We start from the raw sequence: 14535 nt of genomic DNA, 5'->3' as shown, positions 1-14535 counted from the left end.
GCCGCTATCGATCAGCCTGTTGATGGAGCTGATCGGTGACCTGCTACCGCCAGGCGTACTCAACGTGGTGCAAGGGTTTGGCAAGGAGGCGGGTGAGGCCCTGGCCACCAGCAAGCGTATCGCCAAGATCGCCTTTACCGGCTCCACCCCGGTGGGCTCGCATATCCTCAAATGCGCCGCCGAAAACATCATCCCGAGCACCGTGGAGCTGGGCGGTAAATCGCCAAACATCTTCTTCGAAGACATCATGAGTGCCGAGCCAGCCTTTATCGAAAAGGCCGCCGAGGGCCTGGTACTGGCCTTCTTCAACCAGGGCGAGGTGTGCACCTGCCCATCGCGGGCGCTGGTGCAGGAGTCGATCTTCGAGCCGTTCATGGTCGAGGTGATGAAGAAGATCAAGGCGATCAAGCGCGGCGACCCGCTGGATACCGAGACCATGGTCGGTGCCCAGGCCTCCGAGCAGCAGTACGACAAGATTCTCAGTTACCTGGAAATCGCCCAACAGGAAGGTGCCGAGTTGCTCACCGGCGGCGCGGCGGAGAATCTGTCTGGCAACCTGGCCGACGGCTATTACATCCAGCCGACCCTGCTCAAGGGCCACAACAAGATGCGCGTGTTCCAGGAAGAGATCTTCGGCCCGGTAGTCGGCGTGACCACATTCAAGGACGAGGCCGAAGCCCTGGCGATCGCCAACGACACCGAGTTCGGCCTGGGTGCCGGCCTATGGACCCGCGACATCAATCGCGCCTACCGCATGGGCCGGGCGATCAAGGCCGGCCGCGTATGGACCAACTGCTACCACCTGTACCCAGCGCACGCTGCCTTCGGCGGTTACAAGAAGTCAGGCGTAGGCCGCGAGACCCACAAGATGATGCTCGACCACTACCAGCAGACGAAAAACCTGCTGATCAGTTACGACATCAACCCACTGGGCTTTTTCTAGACGTGTTCGCCAGCTCGGCATGTACCCGTGCAGTCCTGCGAGCGGCTTGCAGGACTGCACGGGCCTGGAAAAAAGCTCTAGCCGGGCCTGACAACCCCGTGTTTGCGCAGCTTGCGATACAGGGTGTTGCGGCTGATGCCCAGCTGCTCGGCGCTGCGGCTCATCTGCCAGTGTTGCGCCTCCAGGACCGCGAGCAGCGCCTGGCGTTCGGCGTCGCCCAACTGGTCGGGTTTGGCCGCCGGCAGCAGGGCCTGCGCAGGACGGGCATGGCGAATCTCGGCGGGCAGTTCGGCGTAGCTGATCACGCCGTTTTCGCACAGCGCGCAGAGGGTGCGCAGCACATTACGCAGTTGGCGCACATTGCCCGGCCAGGGGTAGGCGAGCAGCGACTCGCGGGCTGCATCATCAAGCCGCGCAGATTGCCCGCGCGCCTCTTCGGCCAGCAGGAAATCCAGCAACGCCAGTTTGTCGCTACGCGCACGCAGCGGCGGCAGCTCGATCACCAAGCCATTCAAGCGATAGAACAGGTCCTGGCGAAACTCGCCGCTGGCCACCCGCTCGTTCAGGTCGCGGTGACTGGCGCTGATCACCCGTACATCGATGGCCTGCGCTTCACCGCCAATCGGCTCGACCCGGCGCTCCTCCAGCACCCGCAGCAAACGGGTCTGCAGCGCCAGCGGCATATCGCCGATTTCATCGAGAAACAGGGTACCGCCATCGGCCTGTTGCAGCTTGCCGCGCATGCCTTCCTTGCGCGCGCCGGTAAAGCTGCCGCCGCGATAACCGAACAGTTCGCTCTCGATCAGGCTCTCAGGAATCGCCGCGCAGTTCAGCGCAACAAAGGGCTTACCGCCACGCGAGCTGACCTGATGCAGGGCCTTGGCAAAGGCCTCCTTGCCGGTGCCGGTTTCGCCGCCAATCAGCAGCGGCACATCGCGCTCATACACCCGCAGCGCACGGCGAAAATCACTCTGCAAACCGGGGTCGGCCAGACACAACCCAGGCGTTGCCAAGGCCGCCGCCAGTGCCTGAGTACTGCGCCGAGGCTGGCCGCGCAACATGGCAAACAGCAGCTGGCCGCGCTGGGTATACAACGGCCAACTGGCACTGGGCTGCGCCGAAGCGCGACCGAGCAGGTCATCCAGGCGGCAGTCAAACACCTCGAGCAAGGTGCGCCCGAGCAGTTGCCGACGCGACAAGCCAAGCAGGTTGATCGCGCTCTGGTTCACCGCGCTGACCCGGCCGTCACCATCGAAGGCCAACAGCCCTTCGCTGAACTGGCCGATATATTCGGCTTGAGCATGGAAGCGCAGCAGCCACTCGCCTTCATAGCTGCGCAGGAAATGGCAGCCCTCAATGGCCTTGGCCGACAGGTTGACCAGCGCCATGGTGTGGAACTGGCTCTGCCGCGATACGTCATGCCGCGCCGAGGACACATCCAGCACCGCCAGCAGTTCGCCATGCGGGTCGAACACCGGGCTGGCCGAGCAGGTCAGGCCGGTATGCCGGCTGCGGAAATGTTCATTCTGGTGGATGGTCAGCGGTTGGCGCTCGACCAGGCAGGTGCCGATGCCGTTGGTGCCTTCGCAGGCTTCGCTCCAGTCGGCACCCAGCCACAAGCCGGCCTGCTCGAAGGTGCGTTTTTCTGCCTGTTCGGTGACGCAGTTGAGGATCACCCCGCGCGCATCGGTCAGGAGCACCGCGTGGCCGCTGCCGGCCAGCTGGCGGTGCAGGCTGTTCATCTCGTTACTGGAAATCTCCAGCACCTGCTGCAGCTGCTCTCGCCGCTCAAGCATGTGCGCGTGCTCAATCACCGCCGGCGGCATGCTCTGCGCTGGGTCGAGGTGATGCTGCTGCAGGCAGCGCAGCCAGGAGCGCGCCACCGAGGAATCGGCAGCCGGGCCGGCGAGTTGCCCGCGCCCTTGGGCCACGGTCAGCACCTGCTGGGCGTGGCGGCTTGCAGGGTTATGCATTGTTATTGTTCTCCGCAGTAGCAGGCCGTTGAAAACTACCTGCGTTGGCAATACTTCGTTAAAAACAGGCTCGGAATGCTCATTTACACCAGTAAACTCCGCTTCCTCGCCTGTTTTTGCCTTGTCTTGCCGGCCTCGCCTACGTTTTCAACGGCCTGCTAGGAGTTGCACGTGATGGCCGAGCATCTACCAGCTTTCCGGCCATTGCAAGACGCGCTGACCGACGAGTCACCACGCTGTATCGCCCCTGGTACAAAGTGTCACGCGGGCTGTATCAGGGCTGATACAACTCGCGCAGCGCAACCTCACAGCGAATGTCACGCAACCGCTCTAGAACGGGAATCGCGCACGCCTGGCCCAGCCCTTGCTCTGTCTCTGCACAAGCGCCACAGCGCGCCTCTCGCTGCATCACCAGAACAAGCATAAGAACCAGGAGATATTCAGCATGCGTTACGCCCATCCCGGTACCGAAGGTGCCCTCGTTTCCTTCAAATCCCGTTACGGCAACTACATCGGCGGCGAGTTTGTCGCACCGGTCAAAGGCCAGTACTTCACCAATACCTCGCCGGTGAACGGCCTGCCGATTGCCGAGTTCCCGCGCTCCAGCGCCGAGGATATCGACAAGGCCCTCGACGCTGCCCACGCCGCCGCCGATGCCTGGGGCCGTACTTCAGTGCAGGAGCGCTCGCTGACCCTGCTGAAGATCGCCGACCGCATCGAGGCCAACCTGGAAGTGTTGGCCATCACCGAAACCTGGGACAACGGCAAGGCCGTACGCGAAACCCTCAACGCCGATATTCCCCTGGCCGCCGACCACTTCCGCTACTTCGCCGGCTGCCTGCGCGCCCAGGAAGGCAGCGCCGCCGAGATCGACGGCAACACCGTGGCCTATCACATTCATGAACCGCTGGGCGTGGTCGGGCAGATCATCCCGTGGAACTTCCCGTTGCTGATGGCCGCCTGGAAACTTGCCCCGGCCCTGGCCGCCGGCAACTGCGTGGTGTTGAAACCGGCCGAGCAAACCCCGCTGGGCATCAGCGTGCTGATGGAGTTGATCGGCGACCTGCTGCCGCCGGGCGTGCTTAACGTGGTGCACGGTTTCGGCAAGGAAGCCGGCGAAGCCCTGGCCACCAGCAAACGCATCGCCAAGATCGCCTTTACCGGATCGACGCCGGTAGGCGCGCACATCATGAAATGCGCCGCCGAGAACATCATCCCGAGCACCGTGGAGCTGGGCGGCAAATCGCCGAACATCTTCTTCGAAGACATCATGCAGGCCGAGCAAAGCTTCATCGAAAAAGCCGCTGAAGGTTTGGTGTTGGCCTTCTTCAACCAGGGCGAGGTGTGCACCTGCCCATCCCGCGCCCTGGTGCAGGAATCGATCTACCCGGCCTTTATGAAAGAGGTGATGAAGAAGGTCGAGCAGATCAAACGCGGCGACCCGCTGGACACCGACACCATGGTCGGCGCCCAGGCCTCCGAGCAGCAGTTCGACAAGATCTTGAGTTACCTGGAAATCGCCAAGCAGGAAGGCGCCGAACTGCTGACCGGCGGCGCGGTGGAAAAACTCAGCGGCACCCTGGACGGCGGCTATTACATCCAGCCGACCCTGCTCAAGGGCCACAACAAGATGCGCGTGTTCCAGGAGGAGATCTTCGGCCCGGTGGTCAGCGTCACCACCTTCAAGGACGAAGCTGAAGCCCTGGCGATTGCCAACGACACCGAGTTCGGCCTCGGTGCAGGCCTGTGGACCCGCGACATCAACCGTGCCTACCGCATGGGCCGGGCGATCAAGGCCGGTCGCGTATGGACCAACTGCTACCACCTGTACCCGGCGCATGCCGCCTTCGGTGGCTACAAGAAGTCCGGCGTCGGTCGTGAAACCCACAAGATGATGCTCGACCACTACCAGCAGACCAAGAACCTGCTGGTCAGCTACGACATCAACCCACTCGGCTTTTTCTAAGCCCCTGCGCAACCGCAGCCGATGCCGGAAACGACATCGGCCTGCCAGCCCGCGCCCCAGGTCTAGACCAGAGGCGCAGTTGGCACAACGGTTGCTGATCCACTGGGTAACACTCTTCCCTCAAATACCTACAAGCCTGGCCGGGCCTGCGCTGCGGCCAGCTTGTTGATAAGGAATTCCCATGGCAGCAGAACAAATCAGTGCGGTAGGTCTACCGCAAGGCACCGATTTAGAGCAGGTCGATGCCGATTACTTCCAAAGCAGGCAATTGAAGAAGGGCGCAGCAGGCTGGGTATTGCTGGTCGGCCTGGGCGTGGCCTACGTGATTTCCGGCGACTACGCCGGCTGGAACTTCGGTCTAGCCCAAGGCGGCTGGGGCGGCATGTTTCTCGCCACCCTGCTGATGGCGCTGATGTACCTGTGCATGTGCTTCTCCCTGGCGGAACTGTCCTCGATGATCCCCACCGCCGGTGGCGGTTATGGCTTTGCCCGCAGCGCCTTCGGCCCCTTGGGTGGCTTCCTCACCGGCACAGCGATCCTCATCGAGTACGCCATTGCCCCAGCAGCGATTGCGGTGTTTATCGGCGCCTACTGCGAGTCGCTGTTCGGCATTGGCGGCTGGGCGATCTACCTGGCCTTCTATGTGCTGTTTATCGGCATCCATATCTTCGGCGTCGGTGAGGCACTGAAGCTGATGTTTATCATCACCGCCGTGGCGGCGATTGCCCTTGGCGTGTTTATCGTCGCGATGGTGCCGCACTTCTCCGTGGCCAACCTGCTCGATATTCCGGTGACCGAAGCAACCGGCGCCAGCAGCTTCCTGCCGTTCGGCTATGTCGGCGTGTGGGCGGCAATCCCCTATGCGATCTGGTTCTTCCTCGCGGTTGAAGGCGTGCCGCTGGCCGCTGAAGAAACCCGCAACCCGCAGCGCGACATGCCGCGCGGGCTGATCGGCGCCATGCTGGTGCTGCTGGCCTTTGCTCTGCTGATTCTGGTGGTTGGCCCCGGCGGCGCCGGCGCCAACGCGCTGATGGCCTCCGGCAACCCGCTGGTGGAAGCCCTGACCATTGCCTATGGCGAATCGACCTGGATGAGCAGCTTCGTCAACCTGATCGGCCTGGCCGGTTTGATTGCCAGCTTCTTCTCGATCATCTACGCCTACTCCCGGCAGATCTTCGCCCTGTCGCGCGCCGGCTACCTGCCGCGTTCGCTGTCGCTGACCAACAAGAACAAGGCCCCGGTTCTGGCGCTGATCGTGCCTGGCCTGATCGGCTTTGCCCTGTCGCTGACTGGCCAGGGTGACCTGCTGATTCTGGTGGCGGTGTTCGGCGCCACCATCTCCTACGTGCTGATGATGGCCGCGCACATCACCCTGCGTGTACGTCGTCCGGAGATGCATCGCCCGTATCGCACCCCAGGCGGCATCCTTACCTCGGGTATCGCCCTGGTGCTGGCCTGCGTGGCCGTGGTTGCCGGTTTCCTGGTCGATCCGCGGGTGGTGATTGGCGCTGCGGTTATCTACGCCGTGCTGATAGCCTACTTCGCCCTGTACAGCCGCCATCACCTGGTGGCCGGTACGCCGGAAGAAGAATTCGTCGCCATCGGTAAAGCCGAGGCCGCGCTCAAGTAACACCCGCCGCGCTGGCGCAGCATGATCAGGCTGCGCCAACGCGGCGTTTGGGAGACACGCGATGTCCAGTTTTCAGCATACGGTAGGTGGTGAAACCTACCGTTTCGACAGCCTCGCCGAGGTTATGGCCAAGGCCAGCCCGGCGCGCTCCGGCGACTTTCTCGCCGGTGTGGCGGCGAGCAATGCCGGCGAACGGGTCGCGGCGCAGATGGCCCTGGCCGATATTCCGCTTAAACACTTCCTTACCGAAGCGCTGATTCCCTACGAAGCGGATGAAGTCACCCGGCTGATTATCGACAGCCATGACCTGGCGGCCTTTGCCCCGGTCAGCCACCTGACCGTCGGCGGCTTTCGCGACTGGCTGCTCGGCGACAGCGCCGATGAAGCCAGCCTGCGCGCCCTCGCCCCCGGCCTGACGCCGGAAATGGCCGCTGCGGTATCGAAGATCATGCGCGTGCAGGACTTGGTGCTGGTGGCGCAGAAAATCCGCGTGGTCAGCCGTTTTCGCAACACCGTCGGCCTGCGCGGGCGCATGTCCACCCGCCTGCAGCCCAATCACCCGACCGATGAACCGGCCGGCATCGCCGCGAGCATTCTCGACGGCCTGCTGTACGGCAACGGCGACGCCATGATCGGCATCAACCCGGCCACCGACAGCATCAGCTCCATCTGCGACATGCTGAAGATGCTCGACGGCATTATTCAGCGCTATGGAATCCCCACCCAGGCCTGCGTGCTGACCCACGTCACCACCTCGATCGAGGCGATCAACCGTGGCGTGCCGCTGGACCTGGTGTTCCAGTCGATTGCTGGCACTGAAGCAGCCAACGCCAGCTTCGGCGTCAGCCTGAAAATCCTCCAGGAAGGCTACGACGCCGGCCTGAGCCTCAAACGCGGCACCCTCGGCGACAACCTGATGTATTTCGAAACCGGCCAGGGCAGCGCGCTGTCCGCCGGTGCTCACCATGGCCTCGACCAACAGACCTGCGAGACCCGCGCCTACGCAGTGGCGCGGCATTTCAAGCCGTTTCTGGTGAATACTGTGGTCGGCTTTATCGGCCCGGAGTATCTGTATAACGGCAAGCAGATCATCCGCGCCGGCCTGGAAGACCACTTCTGCGGCAAACTGCTGGGCCTGCCGATGGGCTGTGACATCTGCTACACCAACCACGCCGAAGCCGATCAGGACGACATGGACGTGCTGCTGACCCTGCTGGGTGTGGCCGGGATCAACTTCATCATGGGCATCCCTGGCTCAGACGATGTGATGCTCAACTACCAGACCACCTCCTTTCACGATGCGCTATACGCCCGGCAGAGCCTGGGGCTGAAACCGGCCCCTGAGTTCGAAGCCTGGCTGCAGCGCATGGGCATCTTCACCCAGGCCGATGGCCGCCCGCGCATGGGCAACAGCCTGCCGCCGGCGTTTCGTCAGGCCCTGGCGCAGCTTGGTTAACTAAGGAGCCGCTTATGTACGATGACAGCCCACTCAGCGGCGCCAGCGAAAACCCCTGGCAGCAACTGCGCAACCTCACTCCGGCGCGCATCGCCCTCGGTCGTGCCGGTACCAGCATGCCGACCCGCGCCCAGCTGGACTTCCAGTTCGCCCACGCCCAGGCCCGTGATGCCGTGCACCTGCCGTTTGATCACGCCGCCTTGGCCGCTGGCCTGGCCCACCAGCATCGGCAGAGCCTGCTGCTGCACAGCGCCGCCAAGGACCGCGACACCTACCTGCAACGCCCGGACCTGGGTCGGCGCTTAAGTCACGAATCCGCCGAGCTGCTGGGTCAGCACCGCGAAAACAATCCGGATGGCTACGACCTGGCCATTGTCATCGCCGACGGTCTGTCTGCCTTGGCCGTACACCGTAATGCCCTGCCCATGGTGGCGCATATCGAGGAACAGGCCGCTGCCGAAGGCTGGAGCGTGGCGCCCGTCGCCCTGGTCAGTCAGGGCCGCGTAGCGGTGGCCGATGAAGTAGCCGAACTGCTCGGCGCGCGCATGGTGGTGATTCTGATCGGCGAGCGCCCAGGCCTGAGTTCACCGGACAGCCTGGGGCTGTACTTCACCTACGCGCCCAAAGTCGGCCTGACCGACGCCTACCGCAACTGCATCTCGAATGTGCGCCAGGAGGGCCTGAGCTACGCCATGGCCAGCCATCGCCTGCTGTACCTGATGCGCGAGGCCTGCCGCCGTCAACTGTCGGGGGTCAACCTCAAGGATGAAGCCGAAGTGCCGCTGTTAGCCGGCGGGGTGCAGCGTGAGAATTTTCTTCTTGGATGAAGAGAAATTTCCGCAAACTACAACCAAACGCTTGTTTGGATTGCACTTTCCAAAAGCTTTAGGCAGCATCGGGGTCGTTCGCAGGCAGCGCTGCCGTGTTGCCGAAGCCATCCACATGACTTTAAGTAGAGGCTCACCATGCGCATCGTCCAAGCGACCCTGGAGCATTTGGATCAACTCACGCCACTGTTCGTTAATTACCGCGAACACTTCGGCCAGCTGCCCTACCCCGACTCCTCACGCACATTTCTGGAAAAGCGCATCAGCCGCAAGGAATCGGTGATCTACCTGGCCATGGCCGATGACGAAGAGAAGATTCTCGGCTTCTGCCAGCTCTATTCGAGCTTCTCCTCGCTGTCGCTCAAGCGCGTGTGGATTCTCAACGACATCTACGTCTGCCAGGACGCGCGCCGCCAACTGGTGGCCGACCGCCTGATCCAGACCGCCAAGCAGATGGCCAAGGACACCAACGCCGTACGCCTGCGTGTGGCCTCCAGCATCAACAACGAAGTGGCGCACAAGCTCTACGAATCCATCGGCTTCAAGGAAGACACCGAGTTCAAGAGCTTTGTCCTGCCGATCACCGAAGATTTCACCGCGCCGTAATCTGCCCAGCCAGCGACGCACAATGCGCCGCTGGCTCAGCCATCAGCCATCAGCCATCAGCCTTCCAGGCTAAGCCACAAACCAATCCCAAGCTGTAACACCAGCAAACCCAAGGCGGCCAGTTGCCAGCTCTGCCGATAGAGCCGTGTGCGTCGCGTGGCTGCCGGTTGATGCAGTAACGGCTGACGCAACGCCTGTTCAAACTCCGACAGCGCCTCGAAGCGCGCCTCCGGCCTGGGCGCCAGAGCCCGCGCCAGCACACCATCCCAGCCCATAGGCACCTGCACACTAAATTGCGCCAGCGGTACATAGCGGCTGTTGCCGTCGGCATCCGCCCGCGCCACTTCCGGCCAGCGCCCACAGAACAACCAGTAGGCCAGCGCCGCCAGGGCGAACTGATCAGCGCGGCCATCCACTGCCTTCCCAGCGCGCGCCTCGGGGGCCAGCGGCACCGCCTGTTCGGGCAATGCCTGCTGCGGCACCCCAGGTAATAGCGCGGCGTGCTCGGGCAGCAACAGCAGGCGGCCGCCGTCATCCAGCAGGATATTGCGCGGGTCCAGCCACAGCCCCTGCATGCCACGTCGCTGCAGGCCGCGCACAGCGGCAATCAATTGCTCGAGCACGGCCAGCACCGTCAAACCATCGACCGGGCCATGGGCCGCCACCCAGTCGATCAGGCTGCGCATGCCCTTGCCTGCAGGCTCGAACAACCAGAAGGCATGCTTACGCGGCTGATGCGAGGACACCACCTGAGCCAGGCTGGCCACCGAGCTGCGCCGCAGCGCCCACTCGCGTTGCCAGAAGGCTTCATCCGCATCCTGTTCGGCCAGCCACAGCATGGCCTCACGCCCACGCCGGTCAGTGGCGCGGAACACCCGCCCAGGCGGGCCATAGGGACAGGTCGAGAGCAGTTCCCAACCATCCAGCTGCAGACCAGGTTGCGCATTGGCCACCGCCCGCCAGGGCTCACGCGGGGCCAGCGCCGGCGCGCTGTCGGCTTCACCCGGCAGCAATAACACCGCTGCGCCAGGGGCCTGCAACAATGGTGCAAGCAACTCCGGCAAGGGGTCCCCCTGCAATGCCTCGCCTGCGCCACGAAAGCCTCGCAGGTCCGCCACATCCAGCAGTGGCTGCGGCGCCAGCAGCAATAGCTCGCCCGGGCCCAGGGTCAGACGGTGCTGCACCAGCGCCAGCTCGGCCTGCGCGCCCAGCTGCAGGCCATCGCGACCGATCAGGCTCTGTGCCGCGCCGCCCTGATAGCGCCGTAAACCGATGGCCCCAGCCTGGAGAAACTGCGCCTCGCCGTTCTGCAGCAACAGCAGCCCGGCATTCAGCTGAGCAAGGTTGCGCCCGGCATGGCGCTGGCGAAACAGCTGCTGGTTGAACGCCGCGAGCACCTGCCGCGCCGCCTGGGCTTCGCTCCAGCCGCTGGGGGTGCAACAGCAATCAGCCAGCAGACCGTCCAGGTACGCCTCCAAAGTGCGCACCACATCAGTGCATTCGCGCGCCCAGAGCAGCGCCACCAATAACACCGGCGGTCGCCCCTCGCGCCCCGGCAGCCAGGTCGCGCGAGCCCGTGCAGCCTGGCTTGGCAAGTCGACACCATGGCCGCAAAGCAATTGCACGGTGGGATGATGCAGACGCTCGATCGACATTGGCAGCCCTCCCAGGTCGCGGATAAGCATGCTGTTGCAGCCTTTGTGCCGACTTGCCCAGCACTGGCCTGCGGCTTATGGTGGGCGCTTTCCACCGTCCGAGCAGAGTCCATGTGGTCGCTCCGCGCCTGGCGTCGCCAGCGCATCCTTGCCCGTCACCCCATCAGCAGCGCGCAGTGGCAGGCCGTGCTGCAACAACTGCCGATCCTTGACGGCCTGAATGACGCCGAACAGCAGCGTCTGCGCGAACGCGCCGTGCTGTTTCTCCATCACAAGCACCTCAGTGCCCTGCCCGGCGTGAACCTCGACGTCCAGGCGCGTCTGCTCCTGGCGGTACAGGCCGAACTGCCGCTGCTGCACCTGGCGGACCTCAACTGGTATCAGGGCTTTCATGAAATCGTCCTCTACCCGGATGACTTCGTCAGCCCGCAGCGCCACCGCGATGCCAGCGGCGTGGTCCACGAATGGGACGCCGAGCACAGTGGCGAGGCCTGGCAGCAAGGCCCGGTGATCCTCGCCTGGCCCGGCGTGCAGGCCAGCGGCCAATGGCATGGCTACAACCTGGTGATTCACGAGTTGGCGCACAAGCTGGACATGCTTAACGGCGACGCCAACGGCCTGCCGCCGCTGCACAGCACTATGGCCGTGCAGGAGTGGGCCAAGGCCATGCAGAGCGCCTTCGATCAGCTCAACGCCGAACTGGATGCCGACCCCGAGGCCGAAACCGCCATCGACCCCTATGCAGCGGAAAACCCGGCAGAGTTCTTCGCCGTCACCAGCGAATACTTCTTCAGCGCCCCGGACCTGCTCGCCGAAGCCTTCCCGGCGGTGTACGCACAGCTGGCACTGTTCTACCGGCAAGACCCACTGGCCCGCTTGCAACGGCTGCAGGCCAGCAATCCGGACTATCAGGTCAGAACCGAAGACAGTGAGTTCGCGACCAATGGCTAGGCATCGTGGCGTAGCAACACCGGGGGAATATGCCTATAATCGCGCCACTTTTTTGGCCCACCCCTCGGGAGTCGCCCCATGAGCTACAGCAAGATCCCAGCTGGTAAAGACCTGCCAAACGACATCTACGTCGCCATCGAGATCCCGGCCAACCACGCGCCGATCAAATACGAAATCGACCACGACACAGATTGCCTGATGGTCGACCGCTTCATGGCCACCCCGATGTTCTACCCGGCCAACTACGGTTTTATCCCGCACACCCTGGCTGACGACGGTGATCCCCTCGACGTACTGGTCGTGACCCCGTACCCAGTGGCTCCTGGCTCAGTTATCCGCGCCCGTCCAGTTGGCGTACTGCTGATGAGCGACGAAGCCGGCGGCGACGCCAAGCTGGTTGCCGTACCGCACGACAAATTGAGCGTGCTGTACAAAGACGTACAGGAATACACCGACCTCCCCCCGCTGCTGATCGAGCAGATCAAGCACTTCTTCGAGAACTACAAAGATCTCGAGAAAGGCAAATGGGTCAAGGTTGAAGGTTGGGCTGGCGCCGACGAGGCCCGCAATCTGATTATCAAGGCGGTCGCTGCTTACCAAAAATAAGTAGTGCCCACCCCCTAAAAGCCGGCCACAAGCCGGCTTTTTTATGCCTGCGATTTGTCCACCGGCACGCATAGCCAAGCGCAACGCCGGAATATAGAGCCTGCTAAGCCTCGGTAGAGTGGCCACTTCCGCGCTATAACTGGTTGGCGGGCTGCGCACCGATCAGTAGCATGACCTCGACAGCGCGACCACACTCAGCCGTTATCCCTGCAGCCAATCAGGGTTTGCACGGCAACCGGCCCATCACTACGCACGACTATCGGCTCCATCAGCAGCTGAAGGATAACGGGATGAAGTTAACCGTACGCAACCGCATCATTGCCAGCTTTGCCGCCCTTATCGCCATTTTGCTTCTGCTCGCCACAACCGCCTATATGCGTATGGTTTCGATCGAACACGAAGCCGAGCAGATGCAAAGCAACTCCTTGCCCGGGGTCTATTACGTCAGCAAAATCCAGAACAACTGGGCCAGCCATATGCTGGAAACCCGCCGGCTGATGCTGCACCTTGATGGCGACAGCAACGCTGCCGAACTCGCCAGTGCCCAGACTCAGTTCGCCGCCACTGAAGAGGCGCTTGAAGGCCTGCTTGCCCGTTACCTGCAGACCGATGTCAATGAGCTTGAAGCGCAACTGGCTAAGCAGTTCAGTCAACAGTATCGGCAGTACCTGGCATTGCACAGCCAGCTACTCAGCATCCTGCATGAGGACACGCTTGCCCAAGGCCGCAGGTTCAGCACGGAACGGGTTTTACCGGAGTGGGACAAGGGCCTGCAGATCCTGAGTGAGCTGGTCGAGCTGAACAGAACCCTGGCAGACGACGGCGCGAGTGAAATCCGTGACGCCGTACAAGCGCTGGAGATTGCGACCCTGCTGGCCATTCTGCTGACCATCGCGGTAGCCGCCGTGTGCGGCTGGCTACTACTGCAAGCCATCACCCGGCCGATCGACCACATCGTCAGCACCCTGAAGGTCCTTGAGAGCGGCGATCTGTCTGTGCGCCTGAATATGCAGCGCAGCGATGAATTCGATGCCATCGAAATCGGCTTCAACAGCATGGTCGGAGAGCTCAAGACCCTGGTCGGCCATGCTCAACGCTCGGCTGTGCAGATGACCACCTCGGTCACCGAAATTGCCGCCACCTCGCGCCAGCAACAGGCCACCGCCACCGAAACGGCCGCCACCACCACCGAAATAGGCGCCACGTCACGTGAGATCGCCGCCACCTCGCGCGACCTGGTGCGCACCATGGGTGAGGTGTCCGACAACGCCGAACAGACTTCGATGCTCGCCGGCACCGGTCAGCTGGGGCTGACGCGCATGGAAGAAATCATGCGCCAGGTCATGGGCGCCGCCGATGTGGTCAACGGCAAGCTATCGATCCTCAATGAGAAGGCCGGCAACATCAATCATGTGGTGACCACCATCGTCAAAGTGGCGGACCAGACCAACTTGCTCTCCCTCAACGCAGCCATCGAGGCGGAAAAGGCCGGCGAGTACGGCAAAGGCTTTGCCGTGGTGGCTGTCGAAGTGCGTCGCCTGGCCGATCAGACTGCCGTAGCCACCTACGATATCGAGCAAATGGTGCGCGAGATCCAGTCCGCAGTATCGGCTGGGGTGATGGGCATGGACAAGTTTTCCGAAGAAGTGCGTCGCGGCATCGGTGAAATGGCGCAGATGGGCGACCAACTGGCGCAGATCATTCAGCAAGTGCAGGCCCTGGCGCCACGTATCCAGATGGTCAATGAGGGCATGCAGGCGCAATCCACCGGTGCCGAGCAGATCAATCAGGCCTTGGTGCAGTTGAGCGAAGCCAGTAGCCAGACCGTGGATACCCTGCGCCAGGCCGGCGCGGCGATTGACGAGCTGAATCAGGTGGCCAGCAACCTGCGGGTTGGCGTCAGCAGCTTCAAGGTCTGAGCC

General features: G+C 62.9%; 11 protein-coding genes. 9 read left to right on the top strand and 2 right to left on the bottom strand.

What is annotated here, in order from left to right:
• Nucleotides 1-943 (top strand): aldehyde dehydrogenase family protein (locus Q8O69_RS12585; RefSeq protein WP_305592597.1); only part of this gene is annotated, 943 nt, incomplete at its 5' end.
• 77 nt (nucleotides 944-1020) lie between these two features.
• Here the strand turns inward: Q8O69_RS12585 and Q8O69_RS12580 are convergent.
• Nucleotides 1021-2916: a sigma-54-dependent Fis family transcriptional regulator gene (locus Q8O69_RS12580; RefSeq protein WP_305592595.1), complete on the bottom strand. Its 1896-nt coding sequence runs from the start codon at nucleotides 2914-2916 to the stop codon at nucleotides 1021-1023.
• Nucleotides 2917-3361: 445 nt separating this feature from the next.
• On the opposite strand from Q8O69_RS12580, the gene Q8O69_RS12575 reads away from it, so the two are divergent.
• From Q8O69_RS12575 to Q8O69_RS12555, 5 genes are all read left to right on the top strand, one after another.
• Entirely contained in the window at nucleotides 3362-4882 is a 1521-nt protein-coding gene (locus Q8O69_RS12575; RefSeq protein ID WP_305592593.1) for an aldehyde dehydrogenase family protein, read from the top strand.
• A gap of 181 nt (nucleotides 4883-5063) precedes the next feature.
• A complete protein-coding gene (gene eat, locus Q8O69_RS12570; RefSeq protein WP_305592591.1) occupies nucleotides 5064-6512 on the top strand; it encodes an ethanolamine permease in 1449 nt (482 codons plus the stop codon).
• Nucleotides 6513-6573: 61 nt separating this feature from the next.
• A complete protein-coding gene (locus Q8O69_RS12565; protein ID WP_305592589.1) occupies nucleotides 6574-7968 on the top strand; it encodes an ethanolamine ammonia-lyase subunit EutB in 1395 nt (464 codons plus the stop codon).
• A 14-nt stretch (nucleotides 7969-7982) separates the two neighbouring features.
• The gene (gene eutC, locus Q8O69_RS12560) at nucleotides 7983-8795 is read left to right on the top strand and encodes an ethanolamine ammonia-lyase subunit EutC (RefSeq protein ID WP_305592587.1); all 813 of its coding nucleotides are present in this window, start codon (nucleotides 7983-7985) and stop codon (nucleotides 8793-8795) included.
• A gap of 138 nt (nucleotides 8796-8933) precedes the next feature.
• Nucleotides 8934-9401 (top strand): GNAT family N-acetyltransferase, encoded by a 468-nt coding sequence (locus Q8O69_RS12555; RefSeq protein ID WP_305592585.1) that lies wholly within the window; start codon nucleotides 8934-8936, stop codon nucleotides 9399-9401.
• Between the two features lie 56 nt (nucleotides 9402-9457).
• Here the strand turns inward: Q8O69_RS12555 and Q8O69_RS12550 are convergent, their stop codons facing one another.
• Nucleotides 9458-11056 carry a protein kinase gene (locus Q8O69_RS12550; RefSeq protein ID WP_305592583.1) on the bottom strand — a complete coding sequence of 533 codons (1599 nt, stop codon included), beginning with the start codon at nucleotides 11054-11056 and terminating at the stop codon, nucleotides 9458-9460.
• A gap of 111 nt (nucleotides 11057-11167) precedes the next feature.
• On the opposite strand from Q8O69_RS12550, the gene Q8O69_RS12545 reads away from it, so the two are divergent.
• The 3 genes from Q8O69_RS12545 to Q8O69_RS12535 all read left to right on the top strand — a co-directional run bounded on the left by Q8O69_RS12545 (nucleotide 11168) and on the right by Q8O69_RS12535 (nucleotide 14532).
• Entirely contained in the window at nucleotides 11168-12007 is an 840-nt protein-coding gene (locus Q8O69_RS12545; protein ID WP_305592581.1) for a zinc-dependent peptidase, read from the top strand.
• Nucleotides 12008-12085: 78 nt separating this feature from the next.
• A complete protein-coding gene (ppa, locus tag Q8O69_RS12540; RefSeq protein WP_305592579.1) occupies nucleotides 12086-12613 on the top strand; it encodes an inorganic diphosphatase in 528 nt (175 codons plus the stop codon).
• A 290-nt stretch (nucleotides 12614-12903) separates the two neighbouring features.
• Nucleotides 12904-14532, top strand: a complete 1629-nt coding sequence (locus Q8O69_RS12535) for a methyl-accepting chemotaxis protein (RefSeq protein ID WP_305592577.1) — start codon at nucleotides 12904-12906, stop codon at nucleotides 14530-14532.
• The last annotated feature ends 3 nt before the right edge of the window (nucleotides 14533-14535 follow it).

It is taken from the genome of Pseudomonas sp., from assembly GCF_030690725.1.
In the GTDB taxonomy this organism is placed as follows: domain Bacteria; phylum Pseudomonadota; class Gammaproteobacteria; order Pseudomonadales; family Pseudomonadaceae; genus Aquipseudomonas.
This window is presented reverse-complemented; position numbering and strand designations above follow the sequence as displayed.